The organism is Halioglobus sp. HI00S01, from assembly GCF_001635445.1.
Taxonomy (GTDB): domain Bacteria; phylum Pseudomonadota; class Gammaproteobacteria; order Pseudomonadales; family Halieaceae; genus Halioglobus; species Halioglobus japonicus.
The window spans coordinates 1-23,177 of the sequence record NZ_LWEE01000059.1 but is presented as its reverse complement, the minus strand read 5'-3'; the positions used below and the strand labels follow the sequence as shown (position 1 = coordinate 23,177).

At 58.9% G+C, this 23,177-nt stretch carries 21 protein-coding genes; 9 read left to right on the top strand and 12 right to left on the bottom strand.

From position 1 onward, the window contains the following. Nucleotides 1–39 precede the first annotated feature (39 nt). Nucleotides 40–513 carry a bacterioferritin gene (gene bfr / locus A3709_RS10300; protein WP_066054051.1) on the top strand — a complete coding sequence of 158 codons (474 nt, stop codon included), beginning with the start codon at nucleotides 40–42 and terminating at the stop codon, nucleotides 511–513. Nucleotides 514–526: 13 nt separating this feature from the next. Continuing rightward, a complete protein-coding gene (gene bfr, locus A3709_RS10295; RefSeq protein WP_066054048.1) occupies nucleotides 527–997 on the top strand; it encodes a bacterioferritin in 471 nt (156 codons plus the stop codon). Nucleotides 998–1,061: 64 nt separating this feature from the next. On the opposite strand, the gene A3709_RS10290 is transcribed toward bfr (A3709_RS10295), so the two are convergent. Genes A3709_RS10290 through A3709_RS10280 form a run of 3 tightly spaced genes read right to left on the bottom strand, consistent with a single transcriptional unit; the run spans nucleotide 1,062 to nucleotide 5,200 of the window. After that, nucleotides 1,062–2,510, bottom strand: coding sequence for a PepSY domain-containing protein (locus A3709_RS10290; protein ID WP_066054046.1), 1,449 nt, complete (start codon nucleotides 2,508–2,510; stop codon nucleotides 1,062–1,064). Further along, complete coding sequence (locus A3709_RS10285; RefSeq protein ID WP_066054043.1) at nucleotides 2,500–3,051, bottom strand: hypothetical protein; 552 nt, start codon at nucleotides 3,049–3,051, stop codon at nucleotides 2,500–2,502. Before A3709_RS10285 ends, A3709_RS10290 begins: the two co-directional genes overlap by 11 nt. A gap of 10 nt (nucleotides 3,052–3,061) precedes the next feature. Then, nucleotides 3,062–5,200 (bottom strand): TonB-dependent siderophore receptor, encoded by a 2,139-nt coding sequence (locus tag A3709_RS10280; protein WP_066054039.1) that lies wholly within the window; start codon nucleotides 5,198–5,200, stop codon nucleotides 3,062–3,064. Nucleotides 5,201–5,350: 150 nt separating this feature from the next. On the opposite strand from A3709_RS10280, the gene A3709_RS10275 reads away from it, so the two are divergent. Both A3709_RS10275 and A3709_RS23160 read left to right on the top strand, forming a co-directional pair. Then, nucleotides 5,351–5,794 carry a hypothetical protein gene (locus tag A3709_RS10275; protein WP_066054036.1) on the top strand — a complete coding sequence of 148 codons (444 nt, stop codon included), beginning with the start codon at nucleotides 5,351–5,353 and terminating at the stop codon, nucleotides 5,792–5,794. A 45-nt stretch (nucleotides 5,795–5,839) separates the two neighbouring features. After that, the gene (locus tag A3709_RS23160) at nucleotides 5,840–5,998 is read left to right on the top strand and encodes a hypothetical protein (protein ID WP_156507662.1); all 159 of its coding nucleotides are present in this window, start codon (nucleotides 5,840–5,842) and stop codon (nucleotides 5,996–5,998) included. Nucleotides 5,999–6,017: 19 nt separating this feature from the next. Here the strand turns inward: A3709_RS23160 and A3709_RS10270 are convergent, their stop codons facing one another. After that, nucleotides 6,018–6,791: a ferredoxin--NADP reductase gene (locus A3709_RS10270; protein ID WP_066054033.1), complete on the bottom strand. Its 774-nt coding sequence runs from the start codon at nucleotides 6,789–6,791 to the stop codon at nucleotides 6,018–6,020. Between the two features lie 131 nt (nucleotides 6,792–6,922). Here A3709_RS10270 and A3709_RS10265 point away from each other — a divergent pair, with 131 nt between their 5' ends. Both A3709_RS10265 and A3709_RS10260 read left to right on the top strand, forming a co-directional pair. Further along, on the top strand, nucleotides 6,923–7,807 hold the full coding sequence (locus A3709_RS10265; RefSeq protein ID WP_066054063.1) for a LysR substrate-binding domain-containing protein: 885 nt from the start codon (nucleotides 6,923–6,925) through the stop codon (nucleotides 7,805–7,807). A gap of 12 nt (nucleotides 7,808–7,819) precedes the next feature. Continuing rightward, nucleotides 7,820–8,185 carry a hypothetical protein gene (locus A3709_RS10260; protein WP_066054031.1) on the top strand — a complete coding sequence of 122 codons (366 nt, stop codon included), beginning with the start codon at nucleotides 7,820–7,822 and terminating at the stop codon, nucleotides 8,183–8,185. A gap of 50 nt (nucleotides 8,186–8,235) precedes the next feature. Here A3709_RS10260 and A3709_RS10255 read toward each other — a convergent pair whose 3' ends face one another. Both A3709_RS10255 and A3709_RS10250 read right to left on the bottom strand, forming a co-directional pair. Then, nucleotides 8,236–9,609, bottom strand: coding sequence for an APC family permease (locus A3709_RS10255; RefSeq protein ID WP_066054028.1), 1,374 nt, complete (start codon nucleotides 9,607–9,609; stop codon nucleotides 8,236–8,238). A 100-nt stretch (nucleotides 9,610–9,709) separates the two neighbouring features. Then, nucleotides 9,710–11,074 carry an aminotransferase gene (locus A3709_RS10250; RefSeq protein ID WP_066054025.1) on the bottom strand — a complete coding sequence of 455 codons (1,365 nt, stop codon included), beginning with the start codon at nucleotides 11,072–11,074 and terminating at the stop codon, nucleotides 9,710–9,712. Between the two features lie 165 nt (nucleotides 11,075–11,239). Between A3709_RS10250 and A3709_RS10245 the strand changes: the two genes are divergently transcribed. Then, nucleotides 11,240–12,589, top strand: coding sequence for a glutamine synthetase family protein (locus A3709_RS10245; RefSeq protein ID WP_066054022.1), 1,350 nt, complete (start codon nucleotides 11,240–11,242; stop codon nucleotides 12,587–12,589). Nucleotides 12,590–12,924: 335 nt separating this feature from the next. On the opposite strand, the gene A3709_RS10240 is transcribed toward A3709_RS10245, so the two are convergent. The 4 genes from A3709_RS10240 to A3709_RS10225 all read right to left on the bottom strand — a co-directional run bounded on the left by A3709_RS10240 (nucleotide 12,925) and on the right by A3709_RS10225 (nucleotide 18,774). Then, nucleotides 12,925–15,291: a TonB-dependent receptor gene (locus tag A3709_RS10240; RefSeq protein ID WP_231871162.1), complete on the bottom strand. Its 2,367-nt coding sequence runs from the start codon at nucleotides 15,289–15,291 to the stop codon at nucleotides 12,925–12,927. Nucleotides 15,292–15,437: 146 nt separating this feature from the next. After that, on the bottom strand, nucleotides 15,438–17,033 hold the full coding sequence (locus tag A3709_RS10235; protein WP_066054016.1) for a sulfotransferase: 1,596 nt from the start codon (nucleotides 17,031–17,033) through the stop codon (nucleotides 15,438–15,440). Beyond that, on the bottom strand, nucleotides 17,030–17,878 hold the full coding sequence (locus A3709_RS10230) for a response regulator transcription factor (protein ID WP_066054013.1): 849 nt from the start codon (nucleotides 17,876–17,878) through the stop codon (nucleotides 17,030–17,032). Before A3709_RS10230 ends, A3709_RS10235 begins: the two co-directional genes overlap by 4 nt. A gap of 29 nt (nucleotides 17,879–17,907) precedes the next feature. Next, nucleotides 17,908–18,774, bottom strand: coding sequence for a LysR family transcriptional regulator (locus tag A3709_RS10225; protein WP_066054010.1), 867 nt, complete (start codon nucleotides 18,772–18,774; stop codon nucleotides 17,908–17,910). Nucleotides 18,775–18,964: 190 nt separating this feature from the next. Here A3709_RS10225 and A3709_RS10220 point away from each other — a divergent pair, with 190 nt between their 5' ends. Further along, nucleotides 18,965–20,146 (top strand): acyl-CoA dehydrogenase, encoded by a 1,182-nt coding sequence (locus A3709_RS10220; RefSeq protein WP_066054007.1) that lies wholly within the window; start codon nucleotides 18,965–18,967, stop codon nucleotides 20,144–20,146. Continuing rightward, nucleotides 20,146–21,306 carry a CaiB/BaiF CoA-transferase family protein gene (locus A3709_RS10215; protein WP_066054005.1) on the top strand — a complete coding sequence of 387 codons (1,161 nt, stop codon included), beginning with the start codon at nucleotides 20,146–20,148 and terminating at the stop codon, nucleotides 21,304–21,306. The genes A3709_RS10220 and A3709_RS10215 overlap by 1 nt, the downstream gene beginning before the upstream one ends. A 33-nt stretch (nucleotides 21,307–21,339) precedes the next feature. Here the strand turns inward: A3709_RS10215 and ald are convergent, their stop codons facing one another. Next, complete coding sequence (ald, locus tag A3709_RS10210; RefSeq protein WP_066054002.1) at nucleotides 21,340–22,455, bottom strand: alanine dehydrogenase; 1,116 nt, start codon at nucleotides 22,453–22,455, stop codon at nucleotides 21,340–21,342. A gap of 89 nt (nucleotides 22,456–22,544) precedes the next feature. Continuing rightward, the coding region (locus tag A3709_RS10205; RefSeq protein WP_156507661.1) for an LLM class F420-dependent oxidoreductase at nucleotides 22,545–23,177 on the bottom strand (633 nt) is incomplete at its 5' end.

Below are 23,177 nucleotides of genomic sequence, written 5' to 3'. Positions count from 1 at the left end.
CCTGCTCTTGAGCCGGCGTTTTGTTATATGGAGATCACTATGAAAGGCAATGCCGAGGTCATCGCTTACCTCAACAGGGTGCTTACCCTGGAGCTGACGTCCATCAACCAGTATTTCCTGCACGCCCGCATGTTTCGCAACTGGGGCCTGGAGGAGCTGAATGAGAAGGCCTACAAAAAATCCATCAAGGATATGAAGCAGGCGGATGATCTCATTGAGCGCATTCTGTTTCTCGAGGGCCTGCCCAACCTGCAGCACCTGGAAAAGATTCGGATTGGCGAGCACACCGAGGAGATGTTCAAGTGCGATATGGATTTCCAGATGGAGCAGCTCACGTTGCTGCGCGAAGCCATCGCTTTCTGTGAAGACAGCCAGGACTACGTCAGCCGCGATGTGCTGGAAGACATCCTCGGCTATGAGGAAGGGCACGTCGACTGGATCGAAGCACAGCAATATCTGATTGAAAACTCAGGTATCCACAATTACCTGCAAGCAAAAATGTCGGACGACTGAGGGAGATTGAATCATGCAAGGCAACGATAAAGTCATTGTAGAGCTGAACAAACTGCTCTCGTTCGAACTGGCCGCCATGGACCAGTATTTCATTCACTCGCAGATGTACGACGACTGGGGTCTGAGTAAACTCTACGAGCGGATTTCGCATGAGTTCGACGACGAGAAGTCTCATGCCAAGGCCCTGATAGAGCGCATCTTGTTCCTCGAAGGGACGCCTGACATGGTGACGCGCGAGCCGATCAACGTCGGTAAGGACGTGCCGGCCATGTTGCAGAGCGATCTCGATGTTGAGTTCGGCGTGGGTGCTGCGCTGAAAACCGCGATCAAGCTATGTGAGGAAGTGCAGGATTACGAGACCCGCACAATTCTGGAGAAACTGCTGGAAGACACCGAGGTGGATCACACCTGGTGGCTCGAGAAGCAACTTGGCCTGATCGAAAAGGTTGGGCTGCAGAATTACCTGCAGTCGCAGATGGGATAGGTCCTCTGTAGCGCAATGCCTTTAGCAAGGCCGCCCGAGGGCGGCCTTTTTTGTGGTTGGGTATTCAGGCGGTTGTAGCGGAAGGTGCCGCCGCCGCTTGGCTGCGCTGCTCGAGTAGGGCTACAACGGCAAACACCGCTGCGGTCAGCAGCAGTCCCAGGTTAATAGCCCAAAGGTAGTGGCCGTGCTCCGCCGGTGCGTAAATCGCCAGGTGGCCGGCGCCCAGCACGGCCAGTGTGAGCGCTGTCAGCCCTTGCAGGAGGCGGGCCATATGCCGGGTATCGATACGCCGCAGCGAAGCCAGCAAAGTCACCGCCAGTGTTGCCAGAAACAGTGGCAGCGCCGGCAAAGCCATCAGTACTGCGCCCAGGGCTGACAAGGCCAGGGCGAGTGGTGCTCCCCAGACGAACCCATTCCAGGCGCGGGGAATCCAGTCATCGATACCCCTTTTGGCCAGCCAGATGTTAACGCCTGTGACCGATACCGCAGTCAGCATGAGCCCGAGGCATAGCCAGGCGATCCGGGTGGGCCAGCCACCAAAATAGCCGAAGTGGATGCGGTATAGCGAGTACAGGAACTGGCGCCCGCCGGGACCGTTGGTCAGGCCCTGATCGCCCAGATAATTTCCCTGGGCGTCGAAGCGGTAGATTTCTGAATAGGCCAGGCGGCCGGGGACACTGGCGGCAATTTCCATAAACTGTGCCTCGGTGCCCGCCTTGTGTGCGACGAGGTAAATTGGACTGACATCCGGGTGGCGGGCTTGCAATTGGCGCATGGCTTCTGCCGGTTGCAGCGCTGTGATCTGCGCCTGGATAACCGGGTCTGCGCCGTACACTGCGTCAAACATCGCCTCCGGATCGCCGTCATACCAGGCGGCTGCGGCAGAATACACCAGGATGCCGACCAGGCCATAGAAAGCGCCAGTCACTGCAATCATCAGGTGAAAGGGTAATCCCCACACCGACAAGCGATTGTGAATGTCGGCCTGCTCGAGCCGGCGCGAGCCGCCCAGGCGCAGTTTGAATGCGTCCTTGAACAAACGTGGATGGGCGAGCAGGCCGGAAATAATCAGCGCCACCAGCATGGCGCCTGCGGCGCTGACGATGATGAGCCCGGGGGTGTGCGGCAGGTGCAGGCTAAGATGCAGCTCACGCAGCATGTGGGTCCAGTTTTCGGTGGGCGGCTCCAGTAGCTTGCCCTCGGGATCGGTCCAGAACTCCTGATCGGTACCTGCAACATGTACGCGGGGAATCTGTTCGGTGGGCAATACCACCCACAGTGCCTCTGGCTGGGCCTCAACGTCGCTCTGGAAGTTTTCCATGGCCGTCGCAATCGCATCCGGTGCCATGCGTTCAAGCTCGGGAATGGCGGGTTGCTCCCAGCGCTCGAAGCCTTCGGCCAGTGCGGCTAGAGTCCCGGTAAGACAGATCAGGTACATCAGTACACCCACGACCAGCCCGATGGCTGAGTGGGCGTCGAGTGAGCGTTTTACCAGTTCAGGATTAAGCTGCATGGGAGGTGCCGAGGTAGAGGTAAAGTGAGCATGCGGCGATAAGCGCCGTACAAATCAGTGCATAGCGACCGGGCTGGCGTTGCATACAGATGACATACGCGGCCAGCCCCCAAAGGGTAGGGAAACCCACAGCCGCCCAGGCCATGCGCGTGATTTCCGACCCGGGGCCGTGGTTAACCAGCACCAATGTAAGCTGACAGCAGGCGATGCCCGCCAGTGGTCCGGCACTGAGAAAGGTCAGCCAGCGGTGCCCACAGGTACTGGTAAGCCCGCCCACGGCAGCATCGCGTTTACGCGGTTTGTAACTGTAACTGGTTAACACCGGGATAAGGGCGAGCAGGCCTAGCGCAGCGAGCCCATAGCTCAGCCCGAATTCGGCACCCCAGTGGGCAACGCTGATAGCAAGGCAGGCGCCGAATAGAAACCAAGCAGTGGCTACGGCGATCCTGCCGCGGGTGTCCGGTTTGCGCCAGCCCAGGCGCAGGGCGCCAAGCCCCGCTGCGCCGAGCGTCAGTGAAAGTATGGCAGGGCTGGTTAGCATGGCAGAGTCTTTATTCGAATCGGTAGGTGATGCGGCCGACCACGGTACGCGCTTCCCCGGGGAAGCAGTCGCCGCGAGCGAGGCAGGTGGACAGGTATTCTTTATCCTCTATATTACGTACGTTCAGGCTCAAGTCCCAATTTTCCCAGGCATAGCCCAGCATCAAGTCGCCCAGTGTGTAGGAGGGCGTCTCGAACTGGTCCAGGCCGTCCCAGGTTTTGCCGACATAGCGCACGCCTGCACCGGCGCGGAATCCTTCGAAGTCGCCAGCGGGTTCCCAGGTCACCCAGGCAGAAGCCTGGTCGTAAGGGACCGAGGCGAAATTGAAGCCTTCGGCGGATTCGGTATCCAGTTTGCTCCAGGCGCCCTGCACGCGAAAATCACCCAGAAGGGCCTGTGCTTCCAGTTCGATGCCTTCAACCGTGGCTTTGCCAGCCTGCTGCTGAATTTCGCCGGGAAGGTCCATGGGGTCGTTCAGGTTGGTCTGCTCGATTTCAAACCATGCCAGGGTAACGAGGGCGGGGAAGTCATTCGGCTGGTACTTCATGCCCGCCTCAACCTGCTCGCCTTCGCGTGGTTTGAGTGGCTGGCCGGCGCCGTTGTCCCCAATCACGGGATCGAACGATTCCGCCCATGACACGTAGGGTGCCAGGCCGTTGTCGAACTGGTAGAGAAGGCCGGCGCTGGCACTGGTCGCGTCATCGTCCTGGACCAGGCCGCCAGTTTTGTTTTCAGTCTCATCCCGGCGCACGCCAACTGTGAGGTGCCAGTTGCCCAGGGTCATGTGGTCGTGGATATACAGGCCAATATCCTCGACATCTGTCTCAGGGCGTTTGGCGTACAGGCTGTCCAGGAATTCACTGTCCGGAAAGCTGCCGTATACGGGATCAAATACATTAATCCAGTAGCGGGTGTTTTCTTCCGGGTGGAGGTCGCCGGGGATAAACCGGTAGCCATTTGCGTAGTTGTAGTACCCGGCATCACCGGTGGTGACATCCTGGTACTGACCGCCCATCAGCACCGAGTGCTCTATGCTGCCGGTGTTGAAGCTGGCACGGAAGCGAACATCGACAGCCTTCTGTTCAGAGGTGGCGTCATTGCGATAAAAGGTGCGCGGTACAGTGCCGTCTTCAAACAGGCTGCCGTCTGAGTTGTATATGTAGCGGTCGCCGCCGATAAAGGCAGGCCAGGCCTGCTGGTAGTCAGCTGACGCGTCGGTGTAGCGTGACGTGAACTCCATGCTCCAGACATCGTTGAAGCGATGGCTGGCCAGCAGCGTAGCGGAGATGGTTTCAGCGTCGTACCGGTTAAAGTCGGGGTCGCCGAGGTAGGTGCTGTGGTCGATATACTTGCCATTGGGACCCGGCTCCAGCGTGCCGACAACGGGCAGGAACTGGGCGGCGGTGTCGCTCTCCGTCTCGGTGTAGTTGAGCAGCACCGTAATGTCGGTATCCGTGCTGGGGCTCCAGGTGACCGAGGGAGCAATCACGGTGTTTTTGTAAAACACCTCGTCGACCTGGGAGTCGGAGTCCCGATAAACACCCACAAAGCGGTAGCTCCACTGATCGTTGATAGCGCCGGTGCTGTCTAGAGCAACCTGGGCGTGGTCAAAGCTGCCGTACTCTGCAGTGACCTTATGGGCGCTCTCGGTCTGCGGGCGCTTGCTGACCACGTTCACCATACCGCCGGGTGACCCCTGGCCATAAAGTACCGAGGCCGGCCCTTTGAGAATTTCCACCTGTTCCAGTGTGTAGATATGAGGGCGGGTGTTGTTGTAGTTGCCAAACAGCGACTGCAGGCTGTCCTGATACTGGGGCACCTCCAGGCCGCGAACAAAAACCCAGTCGCCCCGGGTGGCGAAGCCGTAGGCTTCGCCAGTGACGCCGGCACTGTAGGTAAACGTATCGTCCAGTGCCAGGGCGCCTCGCTCCAGAATCTGCTGTTGGGTAATGATGGAAACAGAGCGGGCCGATTCCATAATGGGTGTGTCCGATTTGAGCGCTGAAAAGTTGCTGAGGGAGCCAAATACCAGCACCTCTTCCATTGCCGTGTCAGCGTCTTCCGCCGTTACCGCGGAGAGTTCCTTGGCGATGGTCAAGCCTGAGCTCAACGCGATGGCGCTGCCCCATGCTGCCGTTTTTCTGTACATCTGCTTTCCCCTGGTTGGTATGGTGTCAATACCTTTACGATAATGATAACCACTCGCATTAGCATGAACAAGAGTGTGTTTCTTGTTTACAAATGATAATGATTCGTATTAACTGGATCGAAGTTATCGATACAACCTGAAGGGCCGTCTATGAAACTCAATTTTCTTTGCGCGCATCACCGCACCTGGTTGCAGGGGCACCCGGAGGTTGCGCTCTCTACCTGTATCACGTCCTATGAGCAGGGTATTAACTTGATAGAGGACAATAACTTCAGAGCGGCGGCCAACCACGCGGGTTGTGCGCTGGAGGCTGCCCAGATTGTGTTGGGGCAGCAGGTGCCAGATGCCGATCATGTTGGCCGCTTCAGCGATGCGGGAGTGTTGTTGGTGTACGCCCTGCAGCTGCTCGGCGAAGATGAGACGGCGACGAAAGTGCACGGTGGCGTGTTGAGTTATCTGGAACGCAAGGTGCAGGCCTATGGCAGTCGAAGCGGCCTGGTCGAAGCGCTGCAACGCTGGATGAAACTGGCTGACGAAATGGCGGTATATGCGCCGCCGGTGCAGCCGCAGGTGGCGAGTATGTTACTGCATTGAACTGAGCCGAAATGTCGGCGCAGTAGATTTTGGAGGTGCTGTGCTATGAAGGACGACGATGTCGAACTGGCCCTGTCCGCGACGCTGCTGTCGCGCCTCTTGCGCGAGGGCGCGATAGTGGCAAGCGACTTTCGCTGCCTGAATCGTGCTTCAGATGAGGCAACGCGTGTTGCGATCAAGGAGAGCTTGAAGCGGCGCAGATAGCGCCGCCCCGGATTCCCGATCAGCTTTCGACGAACGCGCGCTCAATTACGTACTCGCCGATCTCGCCATTGCGGGTTTCACGAAACCCTCGCTCGTCCAGCCAGACACACAATTCCTTGAGCATGCTCGGACTCCCGCAGATCATGAAGCGGTCGTCTGCGGGGTTTACTCTGGGCAGACCGATGTCGCTCTCCAGTTTGCCGATTTTCAGCAGGTCGGTCAGGCGGCCATTGTTGACGTACTTCTCGCGGGTTACGGTCGGGTAGTAGATCAACTTGCTGCGGATGTCGTCGCCCAGGTACTCGTGCTCCGGCAGGTGTTGGGTGATCAGTTCCTGGTAAGCCAGTTCTTCAACTTCGCGACAACCATGAGTGAGGATGATCTTGTCGTAGGCCTCGTAGATCTCCGGGTCGCGGATAATGCTGAGGAACGGCGCCAGTCCAGTGCCGGTGGCGATCAGGTAGAGATTTTTGCCGGGCAGCAGGTTGTCGGTCTCGAGTGTGCCGGTTGCCTTGCTGTTCACCAGTAATTCATCGCCTGGCTGAATATTCTGCAGCTTGGACGTCAGTGGTCCGTCGGGCACCTTGATACTGAAAAACTCCAGTTCGTCTTCGTAGTTGGCACTGGCGAGACTGTAGGCGCGCAATAGCGGCCGTCCTTCATGCTCGAGGCCGATCATGGTGAAGTGACCGTTCTTGAAGCGGAAGCCCTGGTTGCGGGTGGTCTTGAAACTGAACAGGCGGTCGGTCCAGTGGTGGACTTCGGTAACCTGTTCTCTCAGCAGTGATGCCATTGTTCGTCTCCTTGGGATAGTCGCGGTAGCGGCAATTGCCCGCCCCGTTGTGTCTAAATAAGCAGACGATACGGCTTCACAGTATATTCGTGAAACAGATATAATCGATGTACGTTATCGGATTTGTGGATATGAGATATACCCTTCGCCAATTGCAGGTCTTTCTCGCCACGGCCCGCCTGGAAAACATCAGCCGCGCGGCGGATACGCTGGCGATGTCTCAGTCAGCGGCCAGTGGTTCGCTTAAGGAGCTGGAGCAGCAGTTCGATGTGCAGTTGTTTGACCGCGTGGGCAAGCGGCTACAGCTGAGTGAACTGGGCAGAGAAATTCGGCCACAGGCAGAAAAGCTGCTCGCTCAGGCTCAGTCACTGGAAGCGGCGCTGGCGGGCGCAGAGATACCGGGAAGCTTGCGCCTCGGCGCAACGCTGACGGTTGGAAACTACCTGACCGTTCTGATGATTGCTGATTTCCGTGAGCGACACGCCGGCGCCGATCTTTCACTGCATGTCGCCAACACCAGCGAGATTGCGGCCATGGTGGCTGACTTCGAGCTGGATATCGGCATGATTGAAGGCGAGGTGAATCATCCGTGCCTGCAGACGCGGCACTGGCGCGAAGATGAGCTGCAGGTATTTGCTGCGCCGGGACATCCACTGGCCGGCAAGCGCAAAGTCAGTGATGCGCAATTGCGCGAGCAGAAGTGGATTGTGCGCGAACCTGGTTCGGGTACGCGGCAAACATTTGACCGAGCGATGCACGGCTTACTGCCTGACCTGGAGATCAGTATCGAGCTGCAGCACACTGAGGCCATAAAACGTGCAGTTGAGGCGGGCCTGGGTTTAGGATGCTTGTCGCGGATTAGTTTGCAGGAAGCGTTCAAGCGAGGTTCGCTGGTGCCCGTGCATGTGCCACAGCGCGATTTTCGCCGTCAGCTCAATCTGATTATTCACCGAGACAAATTTCACGGAGCCGCTCTACAGCAATGGCTGGCCCTGTGTGAGCAATACAGCGATTAATGCGAGGTTAATGTGTTTTTCAAAGGACCGAAGAAAGCCCCGACGCAGGTGACGTTTTCGCGAGCGCTACGCCATCTGGTGGTGTTCCAGTTGAAGCTGGGCGCCGATGCGCTGCGCGATCTGTTGATGAGCCCACTCAGTATCGTGGTATTTCTGATCGACGCGGTGCGCAAGCCGAGTCTGGAGAACAGTCTGTACGTGCAGCTCATGCTGGTGGGCAGGCGCTCTGATCGTTTCATCAATCTATTCGACGAGTACAAGGACCAGGGTCACCACACCATGGACGAGGCGATTGAAACGCTTGAGCGGATTGCCGCCGACGCCTCCGAAAGCGTAGATGCGGCAAAGGATCCCTGGAAGCGCGACTCCGAGCGTTAACGGGTTGCAAACGCCCAGAACGCGGTCTCTTTCCCGTCAGTGGGGAGGTGCTAGGCAGTCCCGCGATGTTTGGTTGCAAACCGGATGACAGTTTCACCGATGATCAACGTCACAATAACACCGCCTACCACTGCCCAGTCGAAACCGGCACCGGGCGTGTACAGGAACAGGAAGATCGAGATGGCCAGTACCACAATACACAGCCCGGCGGCGAGCCTAGCTGCGCCGGAGCCACCGGGTACCCGATAAGGGCGGGGGTGATCTGCATCGACCCTGCGCATTTTCAAAAACGCCAGCATCATGCCCTGGTAAGGCAGCAGGAAAATCACCGCAGAGAAGGCAAACAGTGACCAGAACAAATCCTCGTTGCTGCCGGACATGAAGCCATACAGCACTAGGCACAGCGTGCTTACGAGTCCCATCAGTACAGCGGCGCCGATCGGTGTGCCGCGTTTGGCATCTTCAATGCCGAGTACACGGGGCAGCTCACCTTCCTGGGCCGCCTCGGCTGCTGCGCGGTTACAGCCCATTGCCCAGGTCACTCCGTTGGAGAAGAAGGTGAAGAGTGCACCAATACCCAAACCCAGCACCAGAGCGCTGCCGAGGGCGCTACCGCCGAAGAACAGGTCGAGCGTATCAATGAGTCCTTCCACGAGATTGATCTCACCCGCCGGGATGGCTGCAAGCACCGCGATGGTGCCGAGAATGTACAGAGCGATAATGATGGTGCCGGAAATGAAAATAGCGCGGGGAACGTCGCGTGCCGGGTCTTTCATTTCGTCGCTGCCGGCACTGACCAATTCAAAGCCCAGCATGCCGTAGATAATGGCGGGAATATACTGGGCGCTGCTGCTCCAGTCCGGTTTCATGGTTTCAAAGGTCAGTGGGTTGGCCATGCCCGAGTCGAGAATATGGAAGCCGGCACCGACGATAATGGCGACGAATATAGCGACCTTGATGATGGCGCCGATGTTTGGCACCCACTTGCCCAGGTCCAGGGTGACCACATTCATGGCCACGGCTATCCAGGTGAGCAGAATGCCCATGCCAATCTGCCAGGCCATGCTCAGATCCGGTGCAAACATCTGGGCATAGACGCCCGCGAACAAGATGTAGATCGCCGGAATCCACACCGCCGTGTTCACCCAGTAACACCAGGTGGCCCGGGAGGCCCAGCGCCCGCCAAAGGCGTCGCGAATCCAGGCGTAAATACCGCCCTGCTCTGGGTAGGCGCAGCCCATCTCGGCGCAGATCATGGCAAAGGGCACGAAAAACAGCACGCCGAGAATCAGCCACCAGGAAACACTGGATGCGCCTACCGATGCCGCTGCGGCCAGGGTGTCTGCGAGAAGAATCGCAGACACGGTGAATAGCACCATGTCGCGCAGTTTTAGAGTTTTGGTATGGGTGGCCGTGTCCGACATGGTTGTTGTTATTCCCCGGATAAGCGAGAAGGCGCCGCGGTACTCTCAATTTTACACAAAAAAAAGCCCGGCTTATGAGGCCGGGCATATGGACTGTAGATTAAATGCCGTAGTGTTTGGCGGTGACATCCAGGGCCTGGCCCAGCATGTCGATCAGTGAGTCGATCTCACTGGTGGAGCAGATCAACGGCGGCGCCATAATCATGGCATTGCCGGTCTGGCGGACCATCAGGCCGAGTTCGTTGGCCGTATTGCGGCAGAACAGTGCGCCCGCAGATTCGGCCGCCAGTGGCTCGCGGGAAGATTTGTCTTTCACCAGTTCGACAGCGGCAAACATGCCGCGGCCACGCACCTGCCCCACGATCTTGTGATCGGCAAATTCCTGCAGGCGGCGCTGGAAGTGCGGCGCAATATTGGCGGCGGCGTCGGCAATTACATTGCCTTCCTTAAGAATGTTGAGCGTTGCCAGGCCGGCGGCTGCGGCAGCGGGGTGACCGGAGTAGGTCAGGCCGTGGGCAAACTCGCCTTCGTGGGCCAGCAGTACGTCGGCAACCTTGTCAGCGACCATGACGCCGCCCAAAGGCTGAAAGCCATTGGTCACGGCTTTGGCAAAGGTCATGAGGTCTGGCTCGATGCCGTAGGTTTCAGAGCCCCACCACTGGCCGGTACGGCCAAAGCCACAGATCACCTCATCGGCAATGAGCAGAATGTCGCGCTCGTTGCAGATACGCTGAATTTCGGGCCAGTAGGAATCGGGGGGAATGATAACACCACCTGCACCCTGTACTGGCTCGGCGATAAACGCGGCAACGTTCTCTTCGCCCAGCTCTTCGATTTTTTCTTCCAATTGGCGAGCCACTCGCAGACCGAATTCGTTGGGGTCTTCATCCGGGCCCACTTCGAACCAGTGCGGCTGCTCGATGTGATGTACATAGTCGATGCCATTGGTCTGCTCGTGCATCGGCCCCATGCCACCCAGGCAGGCCGCGGCAATAGTCGAACCGTGGTAGGCGTTCTTGCGGCTGATGATCAGCTTTTTCTCGGGGCGACCCTGGCACTGGTAGTAGCGGCTGACTAGGCGCAGATTAGTGTCGTTGGCCTCAGAACCGGAATTGGTGAAGAACACATGGTTGAAGCGTTCCGGGGTAATATCCACCAGCGCCTTGGCCAGCTCGATGGCAGGCTGGTTGGAGCACTGGAAGAAGTTGTTGTAGTAGGGCAGTTGTCCCAGCTGCTCGGTGACTGCATCCACGATGGACTGCTGGCTGTAGCCCAGGTTGCAACACCACAGGCCAGACATGCCGTCCAGCATCTTGTGGCCTTCCGCTGTATAAATGTAGATGTGCTCGGCGCGGGACATTACCCGACCGCCATTAGTGGCATAGTCCTTGAAATCCGTGAAGGGGTGCAGGTGGTGGGACTGGTCCAACTGCTTCAGGTTACCGGTATTGGCTTGCATGTTCATGGCTCATCTCTCCCTGAATGTGCGCCGGGCATTACGCGGGCGCTTGCTCTACCCAGAAGTGGTATAGCGGGGTTTTACGCATCATTGTTAAATAGTCTGGCATAAGCACCCGATACCGACCTTACCCCAAAGGTGGTGTTTTGCCTTGGCCCACAGAGACAACAGATGATAGACAGCGACAACGCCGTACAGACTTTTCTTGAACAGCATCCGGACATCGAAATTTTCGAGGTCATTTTGCTGGACCTCTGTGGTGGTCTGCGGGGCAAGTGGGTCACCCGTGACAAGCTGCTCAAGGTAATGGCTGGCGGGCTCAAGATTCCGCTGTCCACTTTGGCGTTCGATGTCTGGGGTCGCGATGCCGAGGAGTGGGTGTTTAATACCGGCGATGGCGACGGCTACTGTGCGCCCGAGTTGCGCACTCTGGTCGCTGCCCCCTGGCTGGAACGACCCACCGGTCAGGTATTGATGTCGATGCGTGAGGTGGATGGCAGCAAATGCCGATACGATCCTCGCTACCTGCTGGAGGGCTTGCAAGAGCGCTTTGGCAAATTGGGGCTGACGCCAGTGCTTGCCTCGGAGATGGAGTTTCATTTGCTCAAGGCGGAGCGCGACGAGATCGGCCGACCGGTGCACAGCCAGCAGGATCGCGTGGGCGGGGCACTCGGCGCCGGCCAGACCTATGGCATCGATACTATGGAAGATATGTCCGTGCTGATGCACGAAGTACGTGACGCCTGTACCGCCCAGGGCCTCCCAGTCGATACCCTGATCAAGGAAGCGGCACCCTCCCAGTACGAAATCAATCTCTACCACCGGGCCGATGCGCTGGAGGCTGCAGATCAGGCGGCCATGTTGCAGCGGGTGATTCGCGGTGTGGCCCGCAAGCACGGCTATGTGGCGACATTTATGGCCAAGCCCTTTGGTAATCTGGCGGGTAACGGCATGCACGTTCATTGTTCAATGCTCGATGCCGATGGCAATAATGTGTTTGATGACGGCACCGGTCAGGGCACCGAGATGCTGCGCCAGGCGATTGCCGGCTGTCTCGGCACTATGGCGGAAAGCATGCTCATGTTTGCGCCCAATCTTAATTCTTATCGCCGCTTTCGCCGTGGCACCCACGCGCCTCTGGCGCCGAGCTGGGGTTACGAGAATCGCACCGTCTCGGTGCGTGTGCCGGCCGACGCGCCTGCCGCAACGCGTATCGAACACCGGGTGTCCGGGGCCGATGCCAATCCCTATCTGGTATTCGCAGCCATTCTCGCGGGGATGTTGCGCGGTATCGAGCACAAACTCACGCCGCCCGAACCATTGGAAGGCAATGCGTACGAGCAACTGCCCCCCAGTCTGCCGCGCTACCTGCCTGACGCCCTGGCGCGTTTCGAGACCTCAGCGCATATCGAGGAGTATCTGGGAGCTGAGTTCCGCAAGGTGTACACCATTCTCAAGCAGCAGGAGCTGGACGAGTACGACTCGCATGTCACTCCGCTGGAGTACGACGCCAATCTCTAGTGTGAGCCCGCTCGCGAAAACGGGTTAATGCTAACAAGCAGTACCTAATAGCTCTGTCGCGCACGGGTAGCCCGCTGCTACACTGTACCGCTAACATTGAAGACCACTCAGGGACGAGTATGAAATACGGGCTGTTTTGCCTCTTGGTGTTGCTTGCCAGCTTTATGGCGGTGTTTGATTCCACTGCCACAGAACCCCCTCCTTCGTGCGTGCTTGAATTTTTCTCCAAGCATATTGCCGACTAGCCAGCCAGGCCTTCCGTTTTTATGGAGCGTTTTTTCCCGCAGGCCAACAAAAAAGGCGCCCGAAGGCGCCTCATCCCGCGCGGTGGGTGATTAATCCCAGGCCATGCCCAGACGCACACCGGCGGTGCGGGGTCGACGCGGGCCGAAGAACGCATGCGGTTCCTTGCCGCCGAGGTTGTTCATGCCATCCCAGGTGAACTCATCGGTGATGTTCTCCACGTAGGCTTCCACGAACCAGTTGTTGTCGGATTCCCAGCCGACGCGAACCGACATCTCTTGGTAGGAGTCGATCATGGTTTCATCCAGCTCTTCCCAGCCTCCGCCACGCTCAGACTCGAATGTGAATTCGAACGCGCCGGTGATGGCACCGGAATTCATGGGGAAGGCGCCGTGCAGCACGAATGAGCCAGACCACTCGGGGGCCCAGAACAGGTGGGTGCCTTCGCAGCCCAGCGGATCTTCCAGGCCGCATACGTCTTCCAGCTTGTTAGCCTCGGAGTCGAAGTAGCCGATGGTTGCGTAGGCTGTCAGGTAGTCGCCGATGCCGGCCGTCAGTGAGCTCTCTACGCCGTAGGATTCCACTTCACCGGCATTCTCGATCAGGGTGGCGCCGCTACCGGTGCCCACGGTGACCTGGAAGTCAGTGTATTCGTAGTAGAACGCGACGATGTCGAAGTTCATGTTGTCGTCAAAGAAGCTGTCCTTGTAGCCGATCTCGTAGGAGTGGACTTCTTCGGGGTCAACCGGGTCTGGCAGGAAGCCGTCGGCGCGGACAATGTCAACATTACCAATGGCGATGTCGCCATCGGGGTTGTTGGCCAGGGAGAAGGTGCCGAAGCCGCCCGACTTGTAGCCGGCGGTGTAGCTGGCAAATAGTAGCGCGGTGTCAGTGGGTGTCCACGTGGCGATCACTCGTGGTGTTACATCGTCCCAGGATTCCTTGGCGGTGAGGGATTCGGCAGTGGAGTAGCCGAACGCCCAGTAGGGGCCGAGTTCACTCACAGGGGTTGGTACAAAAGTGGTGAATTCTTTTTCGTCGTCGGTCCAGCGCAGGCCACCTTCGATCTGGAAATTTTCGGTGATGAAGTACGCGAGGTTCAGGTAGGCGCCCCAGCCTTCATACTTGCCCTTGATGGTGGCGGTTTCTTCCAGAAGCCCGTTGGCAGAGGGGGTGAACTCGCTGCCGTAGTAGGCGTAGAGGTCCTCACAGCCGGAGAAGGTCATGCCGGAGTTGTAGTAGTAGCCGTAGTACTGACAGAACACGTCCTCTTCACCGGCAAAGCGGTAGTCGGTTTCTAACTCTTCCTTGTAGTAGGAGACCCCGGCGTACCATGACAGCGGGCCTTCGCTGTTGGAGGTCAGGCGCAGTTCCTGCTGGAAGTACTCGCCTTCCTGGTCCTGGCGGTAGGTCTCCATGTTCAGCGGCGTGCCGTCGTAGTCTTCGTTGTAGAAGTAGTCGTGATCCTTGTAGCCGGTGTTGGACGTCAGGGTCGCGAAGTCAAAGTCGTAGTCAATACGCACACCCAGAGTCAGGATGTCGGCGTCGTCGTTATCGCCGCCGGAGCGGTCAACATCCACATCTTCGTCAGAGCCACGCACCGGAATGGGGCCGAGTGCAGCTTCCAGGGTTTCCCAGACTTCACCTTCGGTAACGGCGCGGTAAACGGAGCCGGACTGCTCGCGCTCTTCATACTCCACCATGGTATAGATGCCCAGGCGGTCGTGTTCGAATGTTGTGGACCAGCGCAGCGCTTTGTTCTCGTGCTCGATCAGGTCTTCAGAGGGGAAGAAGTTCTTAACAAAGCCGTCTTCCTGGGTGTACAGGCCGGCAAAGCGCATGGCGAAGCTGTCGCTGACGGGAATGTTAATTGCTGCGTCAATCGCGGCACGGTCGCGCTCTCCCAGGTCGACGTTGACGAAGCCGTCGGAGCTGTCAATTTCGGCGCGGCGGGTGTGTACGCTGAACGCGCCGCCGATAGAGTTACGGCCAAACAGGAAGCCCTGTGGTCCGCGCAACACTTCGGCACGGTCCAGGTCGTACAGGCTGGTTACGGCTGAGCCGTTGCGCCCCTCATACAGGTCATTCTTGAAGAATGCTGAGGAGGGGTCGAGGCCAACACCAAAGTCCTGGGTGCGGATACCGCGAATGGAAATGGCGTCAATGAAGCTGTCCTGGCTGTTACCTGTGACGCCGGGCGTAAAGGTCACCAGATCTTTTACGTCAGACAGGTTAACGTCTTCCATGAATTCGCCTGACAGGGCTGTGATGGCCAGGGGTACGTCCTGAACCGACTCACTGCGCTTGGTGGCGGTGACGATGATTTCTTCCAGAGTCTGGGAGAAGACGGGTGTGCTGATGGCAGAAGCAAATACGGCGGCGGATACGGCTTTCGCCATAGTATTCCTGCCGGTGTGTACGGCGGTGCTGCTTGCCTTGAGAGATTTTGTGCGAGTCATGATATCCCCACGCGTGGATGTTGAATTGTTGTCCTTCCGGGCTATGTACAGATTGACAAGTGGTGCTAGCTACCTGTCTATTTTTGTTGTTGTAAGCTAGCCAATGTGCCCAGCCAATAATATACCCCTATAGGGTAGAAAAAAGGTTAGTTGATGCTGCTCACATTCGCTCTGGCTAATTCATCCTGCATCGGGGCAAGTTGCGCTTCGTAGCGTCGCCAGCGGCCGATGGAGCGGGTGTGAGCGGGCTCACGAACCTGCACCGCGCTGGCGGTGGTGACGGCACCGGTCTGCTCGTGGAACTGCAGGCAGGCGTCCTCCCAGGGCAGGCCGAGAAATTCGATAAGCGCCCTGGCATTGGGCTCCAGATCGCGGGCCGTGTCTTCGTAGCTGATATCCAGGAAGCGGCCGGGGAAGCGTTCGCGCCAGCAGGCCATGAGCTTGCGGTAGCGGGCGTGATGACGGGCCATTTCGCGCTGTTCGTAGGAGTGCAGGTAGGCATCGGCAAACAGTTGTTTGAAGCTGGCAAAGCAGGCGTCCATGGGGTCGCGCACCAGATGGACGATCCTAGCATTGGGCAGGGCCTTGAGAATGAGCGGAATCATCAGGTAGTTCTGCGGCAGCTTGTCGACAAACCGGGGGGTGTCGCCCCGCATCTTGGCCGAGCTCTGCAAATAGAGCTTGCCCAGCGCAGCCGGCTCCAGCTGTGCCGAGGCCTCGAACAGCTCTGCAGTGAATCGCTTTGGGTTGCGGTAATCTGCCAGACGGCGCAGTGCCAGGCCGAAGTGTTGTAGCTCGCCCGCCGAATGTACCTGCGAATGGCTGGTGATGATTCGTTCGATGAGCGTTGTGCCGGTGCGCGGTTGGCCCAGGACGAAAATAGGTGAAGCGTCGGGGTTGCCTGCGGGGCCTGCTGCTAGCCACTCGGGGGTGTAGGTAGCCATCAGGCAGTCGAACATCTGTTGTTCGGCCTGCTCATCAAACTCCACGGTCGCCCGGCGGGCGGCAGCGCCGGCGGCAAAGGCGTCAAAGGCCTCTGGCCAGCGCTGCAGGTCTTCCAGTTCTTTGCCGATGGCGTAGTAATAGAATGCGTTGGCTCGTGGGTCGTTACCGCGGCCGACAATACGCTGGCGCATGTCCTCGACATGCTTGTCAGAATCTGCCTTGCGCGAACTCGATAGGGCCCAGTGCGCCTGCGGGCTGTCGGGCTGCAGACGGATGATGTCCTCGAAGATGCGGTCCGAGTCGTCGGTGTCGCCGTGATAGACCAGATTATTGGCCAGGTTTTGCATAAATGGCGGGAAGTTAGGCTGGGCCTGATTGGCCCGAGCGAAAAACGCCTGGGCGGCGCCGTGCTCGCCCATCTGGGTCAACGTGGTGCCGACCAGGTCGAGCACCATGGGGTCTGTAGGCCGTATGCGCAGTGTCTCTCGCAAGGCAGCATCTGCGCGGTTAACCTGGCCTTCGGTCATATACAGTTTGGCCAGTTGGGCCCACGCCGCGGCGTGATCAGGGTCGAGCTTAACCGTGGACTGAAACGCGTTGAATGCGGTTTTGCGATCGCGTGACTCCAGCCCCAGCAGGCCGACCAGGAAGTGGCCCTGGGGCAGGTCGGGCTTGATGGCAAATATCTGCTGGCAGCACTCACCCGCGCGGCTGAAGTCGCCTAGTGAAAGTGCCTTGAATCCCGTCTTCAGTAATTCCTGCAGTTGTGCCAGTTGGGCGGGGTCGGGCTTGCTCAACGTGCATCTCCGCGTTTGGGGGGTGGGGCCATATAAGCCACTAGAGTGTCGCCGCTTTCATAATCCTGGGCGCTCATCAGCGAGTCCAGGAACAGGTAGAACAGCTCCGCCTGAGAGGAGATCTCCAGTTTGGCGTAGGCGTGCTTGCGGTGCAGTTTCACGGTTTCCATGGAGATCGATAGTTTGTCGGCCACGGTCTTGGTGGAGTGGCCGTGCAAGACCAGATTAATTACCTGGGTCTCGCGCTCGGTGAGCAGGCTTGAGCCGAACGACTCCAGCGCGCTGTGCAGCTTGGCGCGCAGGTTGTCGCCGGTCTTGTCGCTGCTGGTCAGTGTCCAGTGTTGCTGGCAGAGCGCCTCAACTGATGGATATATCGCCTCCAGCGTGCTCAGCTCACGCTTGGTGAACGTGGCGCGGCTGGCGGTTTTCCCCAGGGCGATGTTGACGAAGCCGCGCTCGCCGACCGGCACAATGAAGCCACACTCGTCAACGAAATTACTGTCGCGATACCAGGTCTTGTAATAGTCGCTGTCGCGAAACCCAGTGGGAGACAGATCGCGCAGGCGAAACACCCCATGACGGTTGTCGCGAGTCGCCGTGAGATAAAACGGATCCAGCAGGAAGGCGCCCTTTACGAACCGATCCAGGGTGGAGCTGCCGCTCTGGTTGGGTTCCTCGAAATATTCGATAACCGGCATATCCATGCCGGGATAGGCGATAACGGTGGCGTCGTCTACCGGCACCATATCGCGCAGCATGGCGATCAATGAGGCTGGAAAATCGGCGCTGCCGGCGCATCGAATCAGGTCGGCGACGTGATGGCTGAAAGTGGGGAGTGCGGGCATGGGGTCTCGCTGTGTTTGCTAGCGCCCCATCATAACTTGATTGCGGCCCAATCCAAAAAGGCTTGATTGGCACGGGAGATCTGTCGGCCACGGCGTCTTGCCAGGGCCATGGGGACTTCGACGCGGGGAGACAGGGGAATGCCGACTATCCCCGGCTCCTTGGCGGCCATGGTACGCAGCCCAACGGTGGTGCCCAGATTCTGTTTCACCATGCTGACCAGCAGTGGCAGGAAATTGCTCTGCATGCGCAGATCGGGCGTGACACTCGCCTCTTGGCACAACAGGTCTAATTGCTGGCGAATGAAGTAGCCGCTCTCGTAAACCACCATCGGAGTGTGGTGTAAGTCTTCCACACTGATGTAGCGACGCCGGGCCCAGTGATGGTCGTCGGCCACGCACACCACCATCTGTTCGTTAATCAGCGGTAAAAGGTCGAGGTCGGCATCGGTGTCGGCGGAGGTTACGCCGATTTCAATCTGTCCTTCCAGCAACATGGATTCGATTTGGGTGGTGCCGGCCTGGGTCACTGAGGCGGTGAGGCCAGGGTGTTCACCCAGAAAGCCGGAAAGGAGTTCGGGCAGGAAGTAGGTCGCCAGCATCGAGGGGCAGGCAATACTTAGCTCGCCTTCCAGCAGGCCGCGCATGGCCCCAGCGGACTGTTCAATCGCCTCTACCTGTTCCAGCACGGCTTCGGCCTGGGACAGCAGCTTGGCGCCCTCGGCGGTCAGCGCTATGCGCCGGCCACTGCGATCGATAAGGGTCAGGTCTAGGGATTCTTCCAGCTTGCGCACGGCAATGCTCACCGCCGGTTGGGCCATGTGCAGTGCTTCGGCCGCCACGCTGAATGACTGGTTGCGGGCCACCGAGGAAAAGATTTCCAGCTTGCGTAAATCCAAGCGCTCACCCTCCGGGAGGTGGTTGGTTGCAACGACGAACCGCGCCCTGGTGTGGTCATGTCACATCAGGGCGCGGCTCGTCGCTACTGGTATATATACTACATATATTAAAAAGATATAAAACATATATTTTATAAATAGTTTGGCTTTTGCTACTTTGCCCGCCTTCACTCGATCGCGGAGCAGGACAATGGCGGGAAAAAAGTGGCAAAAACTGAACTGGGAAGATCCCTTTCTGCTGGAGCAGCAACTCACTGACGAGCAGCGTATGGTGCAGCAGAGCGCGCGCCAGTACGCCCAGGATAAGCTTGCCCCACGTGTTCGCGAGGCCTTTCGGGCAGAGCACACTGATCGGGCCATCTTCAATGAGATGGGTGAACTGGGTCTGCTCGGGTCGACGATCGATGGCTACGGTTGCCCCGGTGTCGACTACATCTCCTATGGTCTGGTGGCCCGCGAGGTCGAGCGCGTGGATTCTGGTTACCGCTCCATGATGAGTGTCCAGTCGTCGCTGGTGATGTATCCCATCTGGGCCTACGGCAACGAAGCCCAGCGCGAGAAATACCTGCCCAAGCTGGCGACCGGTGAATGGGTGGGTTGCTTTGGTCTGACCGAGCCCGACCATGGTTCAGATCCTGGCTCCATGGTGACCCGCGCACGCTCGGTCGACGGCGGTTACTCCCTCAGCGGCGCCAAGATGTGGATTACCAACAGCCCCTTCGCGGACGTATTCGTGGTGTGGGCTAAAACGGACGACGGCAAAATTCGCGGCTTTGTCCTTGAGAAAGGCATGAAAGGCCTGTCGGCACCCAAGATCGAAGGCAAGCTGGCCCTGCGCGCTTCCGTGACCGGTGAGATCGTCATGGACGAGGTGTTTGTGCCAGAGGAAAACCTGCTGCCCGGCGTTGAGGGGTTGAAGGGTCCCTTTGGCTGCCTGAACAACGCGCGTTACGGTATTGCCTGGGGTGCGATAGGTGCCGCCGAGACGTGCTGGCATGCGGCGCGCGAGTACACCCTGGATCGCAAGCAGTTCGGTGTACCCCTGGCGTCAAAGCAGTTGGTACAGCTTAAGCTGGCCGATATGCAGACTGAAATTTCGCTCGCCCTCCAGGGGTGCTTGCGGGCGGGCCAGTTAATGGATGTGGGCGATATTGCCCCGGAATTGATTTCGCTGATCAAGCGCAACTCCTGTGGCAAGGCGCTTGATATTGCACGCACGGCTCGCGACATGCTCGGTGGCAATGGGATCTCCGATGAGTACCCGATCATGCGGCACATGGTAAACCTCGAAGTGGTCAATACCTACGAAGGTACCCACGATGTGCACGCGCTGATCCTGGGTCGTACCCAGACCGATATTCCTGCCTTCTGATGGGCGCGCTGTCCCACATCCGGGTGCTGGATCTGTCGCGTATTCTGGCCGGCCCCTGGGCCAGCCAGATGCTGGGTGACCTCGGTGCCGATGTGATCAAGGTTGAGAACCCCGCCGGAGGTGACGACACCCGTCGCTGGGGGCCGCCTTATATGGCCGACGAACACGGTGAGGCCACCGCCGAGGCGGCCTATTACTTGTGTGCCAATCGCAACAAGCGCTCGGTCTGCATTGATATGAAAGCGCCTGAGGGGCAGGTCCAGCTGCGTGAGCTGGCTGCCCAGAGCGATGTGCTTATCGAGAATTTTAAAGTCGGCGGCGCCGCGAAGTACGGGTTGGATTACGCCTCACTGAGTGCGATCAACCCGCGCCTGGTGTACTGCTCGATTACCGGCTTCGGCCAGACGGGCCCGCTTGCCAATCGGCCCGGGTACGACTTCCTGGTGCAGGCCATGGGTGGGCTGATGAGTGTGACCGGTGAGCGCGACGGTAAGCCTGGTGCCGGCCCGCAGAAAGTGGGAGTGGCACTCACGGATATCATGACCGGCCTGTATGCAGTTATCGGCATCCAGGCAGCGCTGGCAGAGCGGGAGCATTCAGGTTTGGGTCAGCATGTAGACTTGGCCCTGCTGGATGTGACGGCGGCCACCCTCGCCAACCAGGCGACCAACTACCTTGTCGGGGGCATGAACCCCACCCGCCTGGGTAATGCTCATCCAAACATCGTCCCTTATCAGAGCTTTGTTGCCAGTGATGGCCATTTGATTGTGGCCGTGGGCAATGACGGTCAGTTCCGGCGCTATTTGGAGGTGCTGGGTGTGCCCGAGCTGGCCGATGACGCGCGATTCCGCACCAACAGTCAGCGCGTTGCGAATCGGGATGCGCTGGTGCCGTTGTTGCAGGCGCGTATGCTTGAGCGGGGCAAGGATGAGTGGATTGCACTGTTGGAGCAGGCGGGGGTGCCCGCCGGTCCGATTAATACGGTGGCTGAGGTGTTTGCCGAGCCGCAGATCCAGGCGCGCGATATGCAGGTGAATCTGTTGCACCCTCTCAATCCAGATCTGCAGCTGGCGGGGAACCCCATCAAGCTGTCACGTACGCCGGTGGAGTATCGGCGACCTCCACCGCAGCTCGGTGAGCACACCGACGAGGTGCTTTAGGAGCGACCGGCGGTCGCTCCTATCGAGTAAGGCTTACTGCAAGACCTGCTCGGCAGGCACGCAGTTGTAACCCAGGACCTCAGCAACGGCCGCATAGGTGATATCGCCGCAGTGCACGTTGAGTCCGTTGCGCAGGTGTTCATCGTCGAGCAGTGCCTGCTTGTAGCCTTTGTCCGCCAGTGCCAGGGTGAATGGCAGCGTGGCGTTGTTGAGGGCAAAGGTAGAGGTGCGCGCGACACCGCCGGGCATGTTCGCCACGCAATAGTGGACCACGCCTTCCTCAACATAGGTTGGATGCTCGTGAGTGGTCGCCCGGCTGGTTTCGAAGCAGCCGCCCTGGTCAATGGCCACGTCGACCACCACCGAGCCATCACGCATTTCCTTGAGCATCTCGCGGGTGACCAGCTTGGGCGCTGCCGCGCCGGGTACCAGAACGGCGCCGATCACCAGGTCGGCATTGGTCACGTGCTTCCACAGGGATTCACGGGTGGAATAAATGGTGTTGAGCATAGTGCCGAACTGGAAGTCCAGCTCTTTTAGACGTTTCAGGGAGCGGTCGAGGACGGTAACGTGTGCTTCCATGCCCATCGCCATGCGGATGGCATTGGTGCCTACGACGCCGCCGCCGATCACCACCACCTTGGCAGCCTCTACACCGGGTACGCCGCCTAGCAGCATGCCGGAGCCACCCTTGTGCTTTTCCAGAGCGTGAGCGCCGGCTTGAATCGACATACGGCCTGCGACTTCGCTCATGGGTGACAGCAGCGGCAGCGTGCCATCGTCGTCGGTTACGGTTTCATAGGCGATGGCGATGCAGCCGGATTCCTTCAGCAGGCGCGTTTGCTCCGGGTCAGGTGCCAGGTGCAGATAGGTAAACAATACCTGTCCCTCGCGTAGCATGCGGCACTCGTCGGGCTGGGGTTCCTTGACCTTGACCACCATGTCGGCGCGCTCGAAAATTTCGGCGGCGGTGGCGACAATTTCCGCACCGGCGGCCCGGTACATGTCATCGGTGAGGCCGATGCCGACACCGGCGTTAGTTTCTACAATGACCTGGTGACCGTGGTGGACAAGCTCTTCCACAGAGCCTGTTGTCAGGCCTACACGGAACTCCAGGGTTTTGATTTCTTTGGGTACACCTACCAGCATTATGCTTATCCTCGGCTTGGGGTTTTCACGCCGCCATCTTAGTCAAAGTCATGCCCTGTGCGAGTACCTCTAGAGGGGTAGAAATCCGCCTATTTCAGGGCGCTCAGCGTACGTTTTCCAAGGTCGTCGCCAGCGGTCGCCGGAACAATGCAGACTTCGTCTGCCCCCGCAGCCTTGTAGTCCTCCAGTTGCGCGGCCACCTCCGACTCAGACCCCAGCAGGCCGACCGCAGCGATCAGCGCATCGGGCATTGCGGCCAACAGTTCCCGTGGATGAGGGCGAGTACGGGCGAATGCGACCAGTTCCTCAAAGCCAGCCGCCACCATCATCTCGCCATACCCGGGCGCTGCCAGGTAGCCGACGATGCCGCGTTTCAGCTGGTCGATGGACTCCCGTGAGGGGTCGACCGCCGTGGGCAGCCACACCGCCACGCGCGGCGTCTCTCTTCCTGCGGCATTGGCAGCAGCCTGCAGTTGATCGCGCAATGCAGCGAGGCTGGCGGGGGTGACCATGTTCAATAACATGCGGTCTGCCCGGCGGGCCGCGGTGCGCACCGCGGCGGGCGAGAACGCGGCGATGGTTAGCGCTGAGCCGGAGGCATTGAGGCGCAGGCGATAGCCCTGGCAGCGCGCCAGTTCGCCTTCAAGCTGCGCCTTTTCGCCATCTAGCAGGCTGCGGACGATTTGCGCAGTTTCATCCATGTGCGTCGCAGTGCGCTCCCG